Below are 19,868 nucleotides of genomic sequence, written 5' to 3' on the forward strand. Positions count from 1 at the left end.
GATAACTATCCTATCAAGCTGGCGCAGTGGCTGCTGGCCTTTATCGGAACGCGAAAATCCGCCAATGCGTCTTAAAGCCGCGCGACTTTCGACGTTACGCTGCGCATCATGCAGACACGTTTCTTTTTTCATTGGATGGCCGGAGGTTGAATGGCATCGACACCGCAAGATGAGGTTCGCGAACCCTCGCATGAGCCTTCCGGGCAGCACGCTCACGATCATTCTCATGGCTCTGACCCTTCAGGCAGGCACTCGCATGGCCATTCACACGGCCACTCATATGAACATTCACACGGCCATTCGCACAGCCACTCACATGATCATTCACACGGGCACCACCATGATCACGCGCCTGAGGTGACAGCCGACAGCGAGCGACGCGTCAAGCTGGCCATGTATCTGACGGGCGGCTTCATGCTGGCGGAGGTGGTCGGCGGGCTGGTCGCGGGCTCACTGGCCCTCTTGGCGGATGCCGGGCACATGCTCAGTGATACCGTGTCGCTGGCATTGGCCTGGGGCGCGTTTCGCCTCGGGCATCGGGCGGCGACCCGCAAGCTGACCTTCGGCTATGCGCGCTTTCAGGTGCTGGCCGCATTCGTCAATGGCCTGACCCTGCTGGTGATCGGGGCGGCGATCGTGGTGGCCGCCATCAAGCGGCTCTGGCTGCCCTCCGAAGTACTGGCGGGGCCGATGCTGGCCATCGCCGTACTTGGGCTGGTCGTCAATATCGCGGCATTTCGTATCCTGCATCAGGGCGACCAGGACAACCTCAATCTGCGCGGCGCGGTATTGCACGTAATGGGGGACCTGCTCGGCTCGGTGGCGGCCATTGTCGCCTCGCTGATCATCATGACCACTGGCTGGAATCAGGCTGACCCGCTGTTGTCAGTGCTCGCGGCGGTACTGATATTGCGCGGCGCCTGGTCGTTGGTGAAGCGTTCGGCGCACACCTTGCTGGAAGGCACGCCTGAGCAGCTCGATCACGCCGATATCCAGGCGGGCGTCCTGGCGCTTGAAGGCGTGGAGAGCGTACATGACCTGCATCTTTGGGGGCTGACGCCACAATCACCGATTGCCAGTCTGCATGTCGTCGTGGCCGCCACCAGCGTGCCCGGCGATGTGCTGGAGCGTGTTCAGGCCTATCTGCGCGACGGCCATGACATCTCGCACGTCACGGTTCAGCTGGAAGGCGAGGCATGCCCGCAGGGCTGCGTGACGCGCTGATGTGATAGTGCGATCAGCGCGCTGATTGAGGGAGGGAATATCGCAAGGCAGAGCTTGCGAACCCTTGATGCAAAACGCCCCGCAGAGAAGCGGGGCGTTGTTCGTTGCAGCGAAGGGTCTGGAGCGCATCATCCGCTGCAGTTTCTTCAGCTATTCAGCTATTCAGCTATCAGCGTCGCTGGCGTCGCGATACGCCTTGACGCGCAACGAGTCTGTGCTCAGCGGCTCAGTGTTCAACGACTCAGTGTTCAGCGACATAGACGGTGCGGATGTTCATGAAGGCACCGAAGCCATACTCGCTCTGCTCACGGCCATAGCCACTGCCTTTGATGCCACCGAAGGGCAGCTGGGCGAAGGGCGTGGTCGGGCGGTTGACGAAGCTCATGCCGGCCTGCAGCTGACGAGAGACGCGTTCACCCCGTTCGTCGTCCTTGGCCACCACGGTGCTGCCCAGGCCATAGGGGCAGTCGTTAGCAAGCTCGATGGCATGTGCTTCGTTGTCGGCGACCACCACGGAGGCGACCGGACCGAACAGTTCTTCATTGAAGGCCGGATTGCCCTGGGTGACATTGGTCAGCACCGTCGGCGGATACCAGGCGCCGTCACGATCCGGAATCTCACCACCGCATTCAAGCTTGGCGCCTGCCTTGATGGCGCGCTGGACCTGGTCATGCAGGTCATCGCGCAGGTCCTTGCGAGACATCGGGCCGATATCGACCCCTTCGCTCATTGGGTCATCCATGCGCATGTCCTTGACCTTCTCGATCAGGCGCTTGGAGAAGTCTTCGGCGAGGGACTTGTCGACGATCAGGCGCTTGGACGCGGCGCAGCTCTGGCCGGTGTTGTCGAAACGCCCGGCGATGGCGAGATCCACCGCACGCTCGATGTCGGCATCATCCAGCACGATCAGCGGGTCGATACCACCCAGTTCCAGCACACTTGGCTTGAGCGCCGCGCCTGCCTGCTCGGCGACCTTGCGACCCGCCTCTTCACTGCCTGTCAGGGTGACGCCCTGCACGACAGGATCATTGATGATGTCTTCGATCATCTCCGAGCCCACCGGCAACCAGGTGAAGATACCCTCTTCGAAGTCGGCCTTGTGGAACAGCTGAGTGATCAGATCGGCACAGCCCGGGACATTGGAGGCGTGCTTCATCAGGCAGACATTGCCGCCCGCCAGGGCCGGAGCCGCGAAACGGATGACCTGATAGAGCGGATAGTTCCACGGCATCACGCCGAGGACGGCGCCGATGGGGTCCTTGACGATCTTGGCACGCACGGCGCCGTCGACATCACGCTGCTCGGTTTCCATCAGCTTGGGCAGGTTGTCGGCATAGAAGCGCGCGATGCTGGAGGAAATCTGCGTCTCGCTGATGCCCTGATCATAGGGCTTGCCCATCTCATGGGCGATCTGCGTGGCGATTTCCTTCTGATGCTCATCGATCAGGTCCGCCAGAACGGTGAGACGCTGCGCACGATCCTGCACGGTGGTCTGGCTGAAGCTCGAGTACGCCTTGCGCGTCTGCTCCAGTTTCTGCTGAACCTCTTCCTTGCTCAGCGTGGCGTATTCCTTGAGAACCCTGTCATTGGCCGGATTGGACGCGGTCAGTGTCTTGTTGCTCATCTTGCCTCCCTGGTGGGTGCTGGTTCAGCAAGTGACTGAATGGGGATCGCGAGGGGTCGAGATCGGCCCTTGAGTCAGTCACTTCATTGGCTACACATCAGGACTTGGAGATATTGCCTGAGGTCTTCAAGGGGCAGGGGGCTATTGCGTCGGGTCACCTCAGTGTTGCCATATGAGCACGCTGCTGGCCCTTGAAAAGCCAAAGGTGTCATCAGTGCTCGATCGCGAAGCGGTCGAATGTGAACCTGCCGAACAGGCTGCCAGCATGCGACAATGGGCGTCTGACGTCCGTGCGGGGCCAAGCTTGCCGCGCGCCGGGCCATCAACATGAGTGCAAGCGTCACAAGGAAGAGGAAGTCAGCGTGTTCAACAATATTCTGGTGGTGTGTACCGGCAATATCTGTCGCAGTCCGGTCGGCGAGTCACTGCTGAAGCAGGCGTTGCCTGACAAGACAGTGCACTCGGCGGGCGTGGGCGCACTGGTCGATCACCCAGTCGAGCCCACGGCAGCACGCTTCGCCGTCGAGTCAGGGCTCGAGGTAGATGAGCATCGTGCGCGCCAGGTGTCGGTCGAGATGCTGACGGCTGCAGACCTGATTCTGGTCATGAGCGATGGCCATCGCCGCGCCATCAATCAGATGGCACCGCAGGTCAGTGGCAAGACGATGCTGTTCGGTCGCTGGCTGGCGGGCGGCCAGGGGGAAGAGATCCCTGATCCCTATCGCAAGAGCGAAGAGGCCTTCCGCCATGCGCACCAGAAGCTGGTGGAAGCGGCTGCGCTGTGGGTCAAGAAACTGATGTAACCGATATCTAGCATTTGACTAAGTTTTAACAAGTTGCTGTATAGCTTTGACGAAGAGATTGATTGCCATGCAATCAGTCTCTTTTTTTGTAGTTATCTAATTGATCGTGTATTAATAAAGTAGTTTTTTAGTATGCAAGTATCTGTCTTTTCTTGGCTCTCCCTGCGGCCCATCTGCGCTGGGTGGAATAAGCGTGAATTTTTGTCAAATTTGATCTTGTGTAGGTCGTAACGTATCTTTGTGTAACTATAGGTTTCGTTAAAATTACAATGGTGCCCTCTCCCCATGCGCGAACTCGATCTCCAGGCTCTTGAGCCCCGTCTGCTGTTGGATGCCGCTGCTGCCGTGACCATTGCCGAGGGCGCCGATAGCAACGGCGACACGGTGTCGGCCACCAATACTGGTGCTTCGCTGTCGGGTACCGAAGATACGCAATTCTCGCTTTCGAGCCTGAGTGTCACGGACAGTGGCAACGTGGATGATGAGGGCAACGCCACGGATGAGTACTCGCTGACACTGAATCTGGATCAGGCAGCCGCCGATGCCGGAGCGGAGTTCAGTAGCGGCGGCAGCAGCGCGACCCTGACGGGCACAGCCCAGGAGATCACCGATGAGCTTGCCGGGCTCGTGGTCACCCCGGGGGACGATTACACCGCCGATATCACCTTGAGCCTGAGCCTCACCGAAACCACAGACGGGGTGGTGGATACCGACCGAGGCAGCCTCGATTTCGTTGCCACTCTGACGCCTGTCAACGATGACCCGGTGTTCGGGGACAGCGGCGCGACGGTCACCGAGGCGGGAACCTTCACCTTCTCCATTGAAGCCTTGGGTCTGAGTGATCCGGATGTCGTCAGTGGCGAGCAGGATACCGACCAGCTGATCATCGAGATCGACAGCCTGCCGACGGGTGGCTCGCTGACGTTCAATGGATCTCCGGTGGCTATTGGCTCAAGTTTCGATGCAGACCAGCTCAGCAAGCTGGTCTATACCCATGGCGGCAGCGATGTGGCCGTCGGAGACAGTGACAGCTTCGCCATCACGGTGGTGGATGGCGCGGGTGGTGAGGCCTCCAATACCCTCAATATCGAGTTGATCCCTGACAACGCCGCGCCGACCGTCACGGGCGACCCGCAGCAGTTCGAGGGCGAAAATACCTCGCTGGGCCTGAGTTACACCGATGAAGAATCCGGGCATGCCGATGCGGCGGCCAATGCAACGGTGGAAATCACGGATCTGGGCAATCTCTCGGAGCGTGGCACCCTCTATCTGGATCTCAACCAGGACGGTATCGCAGACACTGATGAGATCATCTCCGACACGTCGGATGCGGCTGCCAGTTTCACGGCAGACAAGCTCCAGTATCTGTCCTTCGCCCATGATGGGGACGAGCCGATTGTCGATGACTTGCCCAGTTTCACCATCAAGGTGACCGACGCCGGTGGCGGTGAAGGGGCGGGGAATGAGCTTTCCAGTGAGCGTACCGTCGAGATCAGCATCCTCGAGAATGACGATGACCCGACGCTGACGCCCACCACAGAGGTGCTGGACGCTACTGATGGAACGGTCCTGATTGATGCATCTGCCCTGAACGCGATAGACCCGGACAGCACCGATGATCAGCTGAGCTACAAGATCGACACCTTGCCGAGCTTTGGTGAGATCCAGATTCTCAATGGGACTGAATGGGTCAAGCTGCCGGTGGGTGGCACCTTCTCGCAGGCGCAGGTCACGGCGGGCGAAGTCCGCTATCAACAGACCCTCGTGGATGGCACTGGAGGCACGGCGGACGACTTCACCTTCACGTTGGTGGATTCCGAATTCAAGGCATTTGAAGAGGCAGGAGACGCAGGGACCTGGGGCGGGGCGGATTCACCGACTGTCGGTACGCTGAATTTCCTGATTGACAATGTGGCCGGTGGCCCCGGGGAGCAGCAACAGGAAACCATCTACGCCGAGCAAGTGAACAATACCGGCGTCATCGTGAGCGAAAGCACGTCCGATCCTGCTTCCTCCGCGGTGGTCATCACAGACGATATGCTCAAGTATGGCGCCGAGCTGGACGGCTACGTGCTGCCTGCGACCCAGATCGTCTATACCGTGACGAACATACCGACCAACGGAACGCTATTCCTGGATGGTCAGCCGATTTCCGACTTCGGCAGCTTCACCCAGGAAGACATCGATAACGGGCTGGTCACCTTCCTGCACGATGGCAGCGAAGATCATGAGTCCAGCTTCACGTTCACCATCCTGCCGACGGACATCGACAAGGATCCGGACACGCTCGACCCCATTACCGATGTCTTCACCATCGACGCAACACCCGTCAATGATGCCCCCGTCGCAGGTAACTCGAGTGTCAATCTGCTCGAGCAGACCGATACGACCGACGGGATTGTTCGTATCACCAATCTGGTGATGTCGGATGTGGATGGCAGTCTGGAGAATCTGGGCGGCGAAGGGGAAAGTGATGACCTCTGGTTCCAGATCACCAGCACCGAGCTTAGCGGTGGATCACTCGAAGTCTGGGATGGCGACAGCTGGGAGGCAGCCTCCACCGATGTCTGGTACTCCCAGGCGATTCTGACCGCGCAGGCGGATGGTCAGACAGGGGGATTGCGCTACGTTCACGACGGTGGTGAAAGTGTCGACTCCCTGAACGATAGCTTCACTTTCATCGTGCGCGATGATCTGACAGCGCCGTCAGATTCCTTCGCGACGGATTCTTCTACTCCGGTAGACAATGGGAACGATACCAGTGTCGTCTCCAATGTCGGCAACGTCACTATCGAAGTAACGCCCTTCAATGATGCCCCTCTGATTCCGCTGACCTCCGATGCTGCGGATCAGACGGTCATTGATGCCCTGGATCAGTCGTCCACTTCCGCCAACAACGTACTGACCCTTGGGGAAGGGGAATCGGCAGTCATCGACAATAGCCTGCTGCAGGCCGTGGACAGCGACAACACCACGCGTCAGTCGACCTTCGTGATCACGAGCCTGCCGGAAAACGGCACTCTGACGGTGAGTGGCAAGGTTCTGCGCGTCGGTAGTTCCTTCACCCAGGCCGACATCGACAGTGGGGCACTGTCCTATGAGCATGATGGCGGGGAAATCCACTCTGATGCTTTCACCTTTACTGTCAGTGATGGCCCGCTGACGACCGACGTTGCGACGTTCAGCATTGATATCACCCCATTGGATGATTCGCCGGAAATCACGGCAATCCAGCCAGAAGAGCCAGAAAAAAGACTGATCCCGGCTTCCACAGCACTTTCAGCATTGGACCTTGGTGATGCCTTTGTCATTGGTGATGTCGATATTGTGGATCTCGACTCCAGTTCGGGTGTTGATGCTGGCGAGACGGATAGCATCACGGTATCTCTTTCGCTGAAGGATGAGACGGGAGCTACTGTTCCTTTTACTACCGCAATATTGACTACAGATGCGTCGGTAACCACGGACGCCACTTTCAGCACTCAGGCAACGGAAAACCTGTCGGCTGACACTCTGGTGCTTGAAGGCACGCTGGAGGGTGTGCAGGCACTACTGGAAAACCTGCAAGTCCAGATGGTGCTGGCCGGCGAGGCCGGTGACTTCGATGCACGTTGGACGGTGGAAGCCGTAGTAGATGATCGTCTGGACGATGGCTCCTTGAATGGCGGCGACGCCAACGAGGGAGGGGTGACGATTGGTGATGAGTTCAATACCGCCACCGCGAGCATCGAACTGTGGGTTTCCACCGAGAACGATGCTCCTGTTGTCACGTTGCCGGATACCGACTCTCTGACTGTCACGGAAGATGGCGGCTATCAGGATATCGGCACCATCACGGTGACGGACGCTGACAGCTTCGATACCGATATCACCGTCGTACTGAGCGTTCCAAATGGCACGCTGCAGATCAGTGATGCCGGTGATGCGGACATCAGTGGTGACGGTACTGCAAGTATAGAGTTGGTAGGCACTCAGGAAGAGCTTGCGACGGCATTGGCAAATGTACAGTACCAACCGGATGCCAATGACAATGGTGCCGTCGAGCTGACCATCACGGCGACGGATACTGACTTGCACGGGACCGGTACCGCCATTGAAACTGTCGTGAAGGAAGACATCACCGTGACAGCGGTCAATGACCAGCCGGTCTTGACGGTGCCCGGCACGACCTTCGTGATCAATAACAATGGTTCTCAGACGATTGCCATCACTGGTGTATCGGTCGCGGATGTCAATGATGTTGGCCAGAGTGTCTATCAGGATGTACAGACCATCACGGTCAGTGTTGATGGCGGTGGTGCTGCCGGTACTCTGAGCATGGCGGGTGCCACCGCCAGTAATGGTGATACGCAAGTCACGCTGACAGGCACCCTGGCGCAGATCAATACTGCTCTGGGAACACTCGAGTTTACCGCGATAAATGTCGATGCCGATGATACAGCCACGCTGAATATCGTATTCGATGATGATGCCAATGGTGATCAGACATTCGATGTTCTGACAGCCCTGACCGCCACTGCAGCTATCAATATCAACATCTCTGCGGCCAATGATGCGCCGACAATATCCGCACCTTCAGGGACTACCACGCTGGTCGAAGATGGCAGTCTCACGCTGTCAGCGCTCGGGGTGACGCTTGATGATGCCGATGATTTCGGAGCCAATAATCTGTCGCTGACATTGACCGTGGATCACGGCACCTTCAGCAATGGCAGCAGCACCATCACCTTTACTGGGACTGTCGCTCAACTGCAATCTGCATTGGATGCTGAAACCTATTCGCCTGACACCCATTTCTATGGTCAGGACAGCCTCAGCATCGAGTTCAACGATGGCGGCAATACCGGTGTCGGTGGAAACCAGATCACGACGCGAACCATTGCGTTGACCGTCACCCCGGTCAATGACCGTCCGCTTGCCGCCGGTACAGCGGAAACAGTGGTCTCCGTTGTAGAAGACACCGCGGCAGATGATATCGCCGGCACGGATCTCTATACGCTGCTGGTCGATCAGTATGATGACACCACCGATGATCAGACCGATGAGAATGGCAATACCGATGCCACCACCGAGACTGATCTCACCTATGTTGCCATCGTCGGGAATACGTCTACCGATGCGCAAGGGGAGTGGGAATACAGCACTGACGGTGGTAGCACCTGGGAGCAGATCCCAGGCAATCTGCGTAACAATAATGCCCTCATATTGCCTGCTGATGCCGACATTCGCTTTGTTCCTGCCGACGACTTCAATGGTGAGCCTGGTGCTCTGACCGTACGTCTGGGTGATGACAGCGCAGCACTGGTTACCAGTACCGATGCCGATGATCTTCGTAATCTGAATCAAACTGCCAATGGTGACCGCGATCTGGCGACTGGCGTCTGGTCAAGCCGCACCATTGCCATCAACACCAGCATCACTGCCTTGAATGATGCCCCGACGACACCTGATGACAGTGTCACTCTCGCGGCCATCAATGAAGACGATACCGATCCGGCTGGCGCCACCGTCGCAGAGCTGGTGGGCGATAACTTCGACGATACTGTTGATCAGATCGATGAGAATGGCCTGAATGGCAGTTCTGCCAATGTGTTGGCAGGTATCGCCATCACCTCCAACCCCTCCGATGACAGCGAGGGGACCTGGCAGTACTCCACTGACGGCGGCGATAGCTGGATCGATGTCCCTGCTGATGTCAGTGACAGCAATGCATTGGTGCTGTCGACGACTGACTCAGTGCGCTTCCTGCCGGCGGAGAACTACCACGGTGATCCGGCTGGCCTGACCTACGTCGTGGCGGATGACAGTAGCGGAGCCGTGACGTCTGAAACCACCGTGGATGTCTCCACCTTTGACGAGACCGGTATCTGGTCAAGCGTGGCCGATGCCGACACCCTCAACACGACGGTCAATGCGATCAATGATGCGCCGGTGCTCACCGGCAGCACGGCTGCGCAAGCCTTCCCGATTTCAGCTGTCGAGGCTGGCGGTGAAGGCACCGGAACCAACGAAGTTTCGCTGGTAGCCGGGGCCTCGCTCTCAGATGTCGACACTGCACTGGTCGGTGACAACTTCGGTGGTGGCACCATCACGGTTTCCATCGATGCCGCGACGGCTGCCGATGTGTTTGCCGTTGATGACTCTCTGGCGGGCTTCGCCGGTGCTTCTCTTGCAGACGGCACCCTGACGGTGACGCTGGACTCCGGCGCGACGGCAGCCCAGGTCTCGGCGCTGATTGACTCGCTGACCTATCAGAACACCAGCGATGACCCGGACACCGATACGCGTGCCTACACCGTAGTCGTCAATGACGGCAACAACGACGGTCTGGCCGAAATCGATGGTGTCGGGCTGGATAGCAATGTCCTGACCGGCTATCTGCAAGTCGTGGATACCAATGACAGCCCTGTCGCGAATGATGATGCCGATGCCACCGACGAAGGCGTGGCGCTGACCACCGCTGACACCCCCAATCTGTTCGACAACGATACGGATCTGGATACCCCCACTGATGACTTCACCATCACCCAGGTGAATGGCAATGCTGGCGGGGTAGGCTCAGCTGTTTCGGGCAGCGAGGGCGGCTCCTTCACGGTCAATTCCGATGGCACCTGGAGCTTTGATCCGGGCGCTGATTTCGACGGCCTCACCAATGGTGAGAGCGCGGTTACCACCATTACCTACCAGGTCAGTGATGGCGAGGGCGGCGTCTCGACCGCCACCGTCAGCGTGACCGTCAATGGTCTCAATGACACCCCGACGCTGACCCCGGATACCGGTAATGTCATCGAAGATACCAATGTCACCTCCGACAATCTGACCACCAGCGGTACGCTTGACGCGGGCACTGGCGGCGACACCGGGGAAGACAAGTTCACGGCTGATACAGTCACGGGCTCCTATGGGGCGCTGGTGGTCGATGCCGATGGCAACTGGTCCTACAGTGCCGACAATACTCAGGATGTCATTCAGCAGCTCAATCAGGGCGCCACGCTGACGGATACCCTGACGGTCACCAATGCTGATGGTGTCACCCAGACCACCGTCAGCATCACCCTCACCGGTGTCAATGACGCGCCGGTCGCTGTCGCCGATACCGGCGAGACTGCGGAAAACCTCGATCTGAGCGTCGCGGCTGCGGATGGCGTACTGGCCAATGACACGGATATCGATACCGGCTCCACCAAGGCGGTAAGCCAGGTGGCTGGCGCGGGGACGGGCGTTGGGGCAGCGGTCGCCATGGCAGGGGGCGGTACTGTCACCATTGCCGCGGATGGCAGCTATGTCTTCGCGCCGGGGACTGACTTCGATTATCTCGCCGAGGGCGCGTCTGCCACGACCACCGTTGCCTATACGGTCATTGATGATAATGGCGCCGAGTCGAGCAATACGCTGACGATTACCGTGACCGGCACCAATGATGCGCCGACCGTGGTGGAGACCCAGGCTGCTCAAGACAGCGTCGATGGTCAGGCCATCGCGCCCTTTGATGTGGTGGATCTGTTCGCGGATGCCGATGACGGTGCGGTGCTGACCTACTCGGCAACGGGCCTGCCTGACGGGCTGAACATCAATCCGGATACCGGTGAGATCAGTGGCACGCTGACCAGTGTTGCCTCCCAGGGCGGTAGCGGGGGCGTTCACACCGTCACGCTGACGGCGACGGATGAAAACAATGCGCCTGTCACCACGACTTTCACGTGGACCGTGGCCAATGTGGACCCGGTCGCGCAGGACAATAGCGACGATATCTCTGAAGGACTTGCCACTGATTCCGTCAGCACGACCGCCGGCAATGTCATTTCTGACGCCGGTACCGACAGTGATGGTGGCAATGACAACGATGCCATCGTCGTCAGCGGAGTCGGGGCGGGCGCCAATCAGGCCACGGATGTTGCGGCCGGTACGCCGGTCGAAGGTGACTACGGCAGCGTGACCATCGCCGAGGATGGTAGCTACACCTATACGCTCGATAACACCGATTCCGTCATCCAGGCGCTGGATGTCGGCGACAGTCTCACCGACACCTTCACCTACGAGATTTCCGATGGCCAGGGTGGCACCGATACAGCGCTGCTGACGATCACCATCAATGGCACCAACGATGCTCCGGTCGCGACCGATGATGCCTCAACCACTGATGAAGACACTGAGCTGGCCACGGCCGACACGACCAATGTGCTGAACAATGACATTGATGTGGACGCTGACTCCGCGCTTGTCGTCAGTCAGGTCAATGGCAGTGGTGCGAATGTCGGTCAGCCGGTTACCGGCACTGAGGGTGGTGATTTCACCCTGAATGCTGACGGCAGCTGGAGTTTCGATCCCAGCGGCGATTTCGAAGCGCTGAAGGGCGGCGAAAGCGCTGTCACCACCCTGACATATCAGGTCAGCGATGGCCTGGGCGGTGTCTCCACCGCCACGGTCAGCGTGACCATCAATGGCGTTGACGATGTGCCGACTCTGACGCCGGCCACTGGCGACGTCACGGAAGACACTGCGGTCAATGGTGAGGGAGACCTCGTGGCTGCCGGCACTCTGGCGGCAGGTAGCGGCGGTGATGCAGGCGAAGACAAGTTCACCGCCGCTACCCTCACCGGGGAGTATGGCGAGCTGACGGTCGATGCCGACGGCAATTGGGCCTATAGCGCAGACAATGCGCAAGATGCCGTGCAGCAGCTCAACCAGGGCGTTGAGCTGACCGATACCTTCACGGTCACCAACGCCGATGGCGAGACCACCACGACGGTCACTATCACCCTCACCGGCGTGAACGATGCGCCGGTGGCCGAAGCGGATACCGGCACCACGGCCGAAAATGCCAACCTGGTGGTGGACGCCGTCGAGGGTGTGCTCAGCAATGACACCGATATCGACATAGGCTCTACAAGCGTCGTCAGTCAGGTCGCGGGCACCACCGCCGGCGTGGATGCCGCGGTCGACATGACCGGGGGCGGCAGCATCACCATCGCCGAGGATGGCAGCTACACCTTCGCGCCGGGGACCGATTTCGACACCCTGGCTGTCGGCGAGAGCGCCACCACCACCATCGCCTACACGGTGCAGGATGATAACGGTGCCGAATCCAGCAGCACCTTGACCATCACCGTGACTGGCACCAATGACGCACCGACCGTCGTCGCGACCCAGGGTAACCAGGCCCATGAAGATGGCGAGGCGATCACCGAGTTCTCGGTGGCCGACCTGTTCGATGATGTCGATAACGGTGCCGAGCTCACCTACACCGCCGCACAGTTGCCGGACGGCCTGAACCTGGACCCGCAGACGGGTGTCATCAGCGGCACCTTGAGCAGCGATGCCTCTCAGGGCGGTACTGAGGGTGATGGGGTACATACCGTCGTGCTCACTGCGGACGATGGCAACGGCGGGGTGATCACCACATCCTTCACCTGGACCGTGGCCAACGTGGTGCCGGTGGCAGAGGACAACCGCGATTCTCTCGATGAAGGCGTGACAGACACCAGCGTCAGCCAGGCTCAGGGGAACGTGATCAACGACGCCGGCACGGACAGTGATGGCGGCAACGACAACGATGACATCTTCGTCAGCGGTGTCGGGTTCGGCGAGAACGTCGCCACTGGGTCTGCAGCTGATACCGAGGTGTCCGGCACCTATGGCGCCGTCGTGATCGAAGCGGACGGCAGCTACACCTATACGCTGGACAACAGCAACGCAGCGGTTCAGGCGCTGGATATCGGCGACAGTCTGGTCGAGACCTTCACCTACGAGATCTCCGATGGCCAGGGTGGCGTTGCGACTGCTCTGCTGACACTCACCATCAACGGCACCAATGATGCCCCGGTATTGGTGGACAACGCTCAACCTGTCGAGCAGAACGATGCGGATGGCGATGAAGTGACGCCGGTGGATGTCTCCACCGCCTTCGCGGATGTCGATGGCGATGCCGTGCTGACCTATAGCGCGGCGAACCTGCCGGACGGTCTGACCATCGATCCGGATACCGGTGTGATCAGTGGAACGCTGACCAGCGATGCCTCCCAGGGCGGCACCGATGGCGCACATTCCGTGACGGTCACGGCGACCGATGATCAGAACGCGACCGTCACCACCACCTTCGTGTGGAATGTGGACAACGTGGCTCCGGTGGCGCAGGACAACATCGCGAGTATGTCGGAAGGGCTCGACACTACCAGCACCAGTGCGACAGGCGGCAATGTCCTGACTGACGCAGCGCTGGATGCCAGTGTCGATGCAGACGGAGGAAATGATACCGATACCCTGAGTGTCAGCGGTGTCGGGGCGGGTCAGAGCGTGGTGGACGCGGCGACAACTGCCGAGGGCAACTACGGCAGTATCTCTCTCGATAGTGCCGGCGATTACGACTACACCCTCGATAACACCAATCCGGACGTTCAGGCACTGGCAGTGGGGGAAAGTGTCACCGAGACCTTCACCTACGCGATTTCCGATGGCCAGGGAGGCTCGGATACCGCCGAGCTGACCATCACCATCAACGGAACCAACGATGCGCCGGCCATCACGATTGCGGCCGGTGACAGCATCAGCGCCGCGCTTTCAGAGTCGGATAGCGGCTTGAGCGCGGATGGCACCCTGACGGTCACCGATGTCGATACCTCCGACAGCGTGACGCCCACAGTCGAGGCGGTGGTCGCCGACGGGGACGTCAATGGCCTGTCGGATGCCGCTCTGCTTGCGATGTTCAGCGTGGATGGTGGCGCCATCATCGACGGCACTGCCAACGACGGCACCCTGAATTGGGGCTTCGACAGCAGCGCGCTTCCCGAAGCCTTTGATCATCTCGAGCAGGGGGAAGTGCTGACCCTGACGTACCAGGTCGATGTCGCTGATGGTAACGGCGGCACCGACACACAGGACATCACGCTGACCATTACCGGCACCAATGATACACCGGTGTTGGTCGCAGGCGCTCAGCCGCAAGATCAGTCTGACAATGACGGCGATGCGATCACGCCGTTCAGCGTCGCGGATGCCTTCTCTGACGTCGACAACGAGGCAGTGTTGAGCTTCGAGGCTGACAATCTGCCCCCGGGCCTGGTGATCGATGCCGACACCGGCGAGATCAGCGGTACTCTGTCACCGGATGCCTCCATCGGCGGAGACGACGGTGTCTATACCGTCACCCTGACGGCCACGGATGAAAACGGTGCCGAGGTCACGACGACCTTCACCTGGAGCGTGGCCAACGTCGACCCGCAAGCCGAGAACGATGCTGCCTTCGTGACGGAAGGGCTTGACGCCGGTGACAGCAGTGACGTCAGTGGCAATGTGCTTGCCGCTGCGGGTGCCGGTGTCAATGACCAGGCAGACAGTGATGGCGGCAACGACTCGGATGCGCTCGTCGTCAGTGGCCTGGCCTTCGGGGCGGTCCCGAGCGCCTTCACCGCCGCCGGCAGTGACGTCGAGGGCAATTATGGCGCCGTCACCATCAATGAAGACGGCACCTATACCTATGTCCTGAACAATGCCCATGAAGATGTCCAGGCATTGGCAGAGGGCGAGGTGCTCAGCGAAACCTTCACCTACCAGATCTCCGATGGTCAGGGCGGCACGGATACCGCACTGCTCACCATCACCATCAATGGCAGCAATGATGCTCCGGTCATCGCGATTGAAGGCGATGACAGCGCGGCCGAAACGCTGACCGAGACTGACGACACGCTTGCCACTGCTGGCACGCTGTCCGTCAGCGATCTGGATACCTCGGATAGCGTCACGCCCAGTATTGATTCCGTGACCGCCACAGGAGACACCGACGGCCTGAGCAATGCCGAGCTGCTGGGCATGCTCTCCGTCGATGCCGACGCGATCATAGATAGTGCCAACAACGACGGCACCCTGAATTGGACCTTCGACAGCAACAGTGTCGCCGGTGAGGCGTTTGACCATCTCGCCGTCGGCGAAAGCCTGGTGCTCGGCTACACCGTGGTCGTCACCGACAGCCAGGGCGCGACCGCCGAGCAGGTCGTCTCGATCACCATCAACGGCACCAACGATGCACCTGTCATTGCTGTTGAAGGCGACGACAGCGACAGCGCCGACCTGACCGAGACCAACGCACCGCTGTCCGCCGACGGCACCCTGTCCGTCAGTGATCTGGACACCACCGACGAAGTCACCCCGAGCGTCACCGCAGTGAACTCCACTGGTGACACCGACGGCCTGAGCAATGCCGAGCTGCTGGGCATGCTCTCCGTCGATGCCGACGCCATCATTGACGGTGTCAGCAACGACGGCACCCTGAACTGGACCTTCGACAGCGCGAACCTGCCGGAAGCGTTTGATCATCTGGCACTGGATGAGACGCTGGTGCTGGATTACACCGTGCAGGTGACTGACAGCGAGGGAGCGACAGCGGAGCAGGTGGTGACCATCACCATCACCGGTACCAATGATGCACCGGTACTGGTTGCCGGCGAGCAGCCCGCTGATCAGACCGACAATGATGGCGACCCCATCACGCCGTTCAGTGTCGCGGATGCCTTCACGGACATCGACAATGATGCCGTGCTGAGTTTCTCGGCTGACAACCTGCCGGACGGGATCGAGATTGATCCGACCAGCGGTGAAATCAGTGGCACCTTGTCGCCGGATGCCTCCATCGGCGGTGACAACGATGACGGCACCTACACCGTCATCCTGACCGCGACCGACGAGAATGGCGCCACTGTCACCACATCCTTCACCTGGACCGTGGCCAACGTCGCGCCCGAGGCCTTCGACAACGTGGCGGATCTCGAAGAAGGTGTCGCCACCGGCGATACCAGCACTGCCACCGGCAATGTCCTCGATGATGCGCAACCGGATGCCGACACCGATGGCGGCAATGACAGCGATGCTCTGATCGTCAGTGGTATCGGTGCTGGCACCAACGCCGGTACGGCAAGTGCGGTCGATACTGACGTGACCGGCACCTATGGCAGCATCACCGTCGCGGAAGATGGCAGCTACACCTACACCCTGGACAACACCAATCCTGACGTTCAGGCACTGGCCGTCGGGGAAAGCCTCAACGAGACCTTTACCTATCAGATCTCCGATGGGCAGGGGGGTGTCGATACGGCACTGCTCACCATCACCATCAACAGCACCAATGATGCGCCTGTCATCGACATTGATGGCGATGACAGCGCGGCTGCGATTCTGACCGAAACAGATGCAACCCTGAGTGCCGCCGGAACCTTGTCGGTCAGTGATATCGACAGCACCGACGACGTCACCCCGAGCGTCACCGCCGTGACTGCGACTGGTGATACCGATGGCCTGACCAACGCCGAGCTGCTGGGTATGCTCTCCGTCGATGCCGACGCGATCATCGATGATGCCAGCACCGAGGGTACGCTGAACTGGGAGTTCGACAGCAGCAGTGTCGAGGGCGAAGCCTTCGATCATCTGGCGGTGGGCGAAAGCCTGGTGCTCGACTACACCGTCGTCGTCACCGACAGCCAGGGCGCGACTGCCGAACAGGTCGTCTCGATCACCATCAACGGCACCAATGACACGCCTGTCATTGCCATCGAAGGCGATGACAGCGCGGCGGAAGCTCTCACGGAAACCGATGCACAGCTGACCACCGCTGGCACACTCTCCGTCAGCGATCTGGATACCACCGACGAAGTGACGCCGAGCGTCACGGCCGTGAATGCCACCGGCGACACCGACGGCCTGAGCAATGCCGAGCTGCTGGGCATGCTCTCCGTCGATGCCGACGCGATCATCGATGGTGCCAACAATGACGGCACCCTGAACTGGACCTTCGACAGCAACAGTGTCGCCGGTGAAGCCTTCGATCATCTGGCGGTGGGCGAGAGCCTGGTGCTCGACTACACCGTGGTCGTCACTGACAGCCAGGGCGTGACCGCCGAGCAGGTCGTCCAGATCACCATCAACGGCACCAATGATGTCCCGGTCATTGCCATCGAAGGCGACGACAGCGCCGCCGAGTCACTGACCGAGACTGACGCGCCGCTCACTACCGCCGGTACGCTCTCCGTCAGCGATCTGGATACCACCGACGAAGTGACGCCGAGCGTCACCGCCGTGAACGCCACCGGCGACACCGATGGCCTGAGCAATGCCGAGCTGCTGGGCATGCTCTCCGTCGATGCGGACGCGATCATCGACGGTGTCAGCAACGACGGCACTCTGAACTGGACCTTCGACAGCGACAGTGTCGCCGGTGAAGCCTTCGATCACCTCGCAGTGGGCGAAAGCCTGGTGCTCGACTACACCGTGGTTGTCACCGATAGCCAGGACGCCACTGCCGAGCAGGTCGTCTCGATCACCATCAACGGCACCAATGATGTCCCGGTCATTGCCATCGAAGGTGACGACAGCGCCGCCGAGTCACTGACAGAAACCGATGCACCGCTGTCCACCGCTGGCACGCTCTCCGTCAGCGATCTGGATACCACCGACGAAGTCACGCCGAGTGTCACGGCCGTAGCCGCCACCGGCGACACCGATGGCCTGAGCAATGCCGAGCTGTTGGGCATGCTCTCCGTCGATGCCGACGCCATCATCGACGGTGTCAGCAACGACGGCACCCTGAACTGGACCTTCGACAGCAACAGTGTCGCCGGTGAAGCCTTCGATCATCTGGCAGTGGGTGAGAGCCTGGTGCTCGACTACACCGTGGTCGTCACCGACAGCCAGGGCGCCACTGCCGAACAGGTCGTCCAGATCACCATCAACGGCACCAACGATGCGCCTGTCATTGCCATTGAAGGCGACGACAGCGCGGCGGAATCTCTCACGGAAACCGACGCGCCGCTGTCGACCACCGGTACGCTCTCCGTCAGCGATCTGGACACCACCGACGAAGTGACGCCGAGCGTCACCGCCGTGAACGCCACCGGCGACACCGACGGCCTGAGCAATGCCGAGCTGCTGGGCATGCTCTCCGTCGATGCCGACGCGATCATCGATGGTGCCAACAATGACGGCACTCTGAACTGGACCTTCGACAGCAACAGCGTCGAAGGCGAGGCGTTTGACCACCTCGCCGTTGGCGAGAGCCTGGTGCTGGATTACACCGTGGTCGTCACCGACAGCCAGGGCGCCACTGCCGAGCAGGTCGTCTCGATCACCATCAACGGCACCAACGATGCGCCGGTCATTGCCATCGAAGGCGACGACAGCGCCGCCGAGTCACTGACAGAAACCGATGCACCGCTGTCCACCGCCGGCACGCTCTCCATCATCGATCTGGACACCACCGACGAAGTCACTCCGAGCGTCACCGCAGTGAACGCCACTGGTGACACCGATGGCCTGAGCAATGCCGAGCTGCTGGGCATGCTCTCCGTCGATGCCGACGCTATCATCGACGGTATCAGCAACGACGGTACCCTGAATTGGACCTTCGACAGTTCCAGCGTCGCCGGTGAAGCCTTCGATCATCTGGCGGTGGGCGAGAGCCTGGTGCTCGACTACACCGTGGTCGTCACTGACAGCCAGGGCGCCACTGCCGAGCAGGTCGTCTCGATCACCATCAACGGCACCAATGATGCCCCGGTGCTGGTGGATGGGGCACAACCGGTTGATCAAAACGGTAACGATGGTGACCCCATCACGCCGTTCAGCGTCACTGATGCCTTCACCGACGTCGACAACGGCGCAGAGCTGAGCTTCTCGGCTGACAATCTGCCGGACGGCCTGGTGATCGACCCGACCACCGGCGAGATCAGCGGCACGCTGTCCCCGGATGCTTCCACCGGCGGTGACAACAATGACGGCATCTACACCGTCACGCTGACTGGTACTGACGAGAATGGCTTGGATGTCACCACGACCTTCACCTGGACCGTGGCCAACGTCGCACCCGAGGCCTTCGACAACACTGCCGAGCTGGATGAGTGTGTCGCCACCGGCGACACCAGCACCACGACCGGCAACGTGCTCAGCGATGCGCAGCCCGATACCGACACCGATGGTGGCAACGACACGGATGCGCTGATCGTCAGTGGCATCGGTGCGGGCGCCAATGCCGGCACTGACACCGCCGCGGGTACGCCGGTCACCGGTACCTACGGCAGCGTCACCATCGCCGAAGATGGCAGCTACACCTACGCGCTGGACAACAGCAACGCGGCGGTGCAGGCGCTGGCCGAAGGCGAGGTGATCACCGAGACCTTCACCTACGAGATCTCTGATGGCCAGGGCGGCACCGACATGGCGCTGCTCACCGTCACCAT

Annotated in this window: 4 protein-coding genes; 3 read left to right on the forward strand and 1 reads right to left on the reverse strand. The window is 60.2% G+C overall.

From position 1 onward, the window contains the following. Positions 1–357 precede the first annotated feature (357 nt). The gene (locus AOG28_RS16735) at positions 358–1,224 is read left to right on the forward strand and encodes a cation diffusion facilitator family transporter (protein ID WP_235507072.1); all 867 of its coding nucleotides are present in this window, start codon (positions 358–360) and stop codon (positions 1,222–1,224) included. A gap of 241 nt (positions 1,225–1,465) precedes the next feature. Here AOG28_RS16735 and AOG28_RS16740 read toward each other — a convergent pair whose 3' ends face one another. After that, the gene (locus AOG28_RS16740; protein ID WP_054557262.1) at positions 1,466–2,848 is read right to left on the reverse strand and encodes an NAD-dependent succinate-semialdehyde dehydrogenase; all 1,383 of its coding nucleotides are present in this window, start codon (positions 2,846–2,848) and stop codon (positions 1,466–1,468) included. 362 nt (positions 2,849–3,210) lie between these two features. Here AOG28_RS16740 and AOG28_RS16745 point away from each other — a divergent pair, with 362 nt between their 5' ends. Then, positions 3,211–3,651 carry an arsenate reductase/protein-tyrosine-phosphatase family protein gene (locus tag AOG28_RS16745; protein WP_054557263.1) on the forward strand — a complete coding sequence of 147 codons (441 nt, stop codon included), beginning with the start codon at positions 3,211–3,213 and terminating at the stop codon, positions 3,649–3,651. Positions 3,652–3,936: 285 nt separating this feature from the next. After that, positions 3,937–19,868, forward strand: a 15,932-nt coding sequence (locus AOG28_RS18360; RefSeq protein ID WP_054557264.1) for a VCBS domain-containing protein, incomplete at its 3' end; no start/stop codon positions are given.

Source organism: Cobetia sp. UCD-24C (genome assembly GCF_001306765.1).
Taxonomy (GTDB): Bacteria; Pseudomonadota; Gammaproteobacteria; order Pseudomonadales; family Halomonadaceae; genus Cobetia; species Cobetia amphilecti.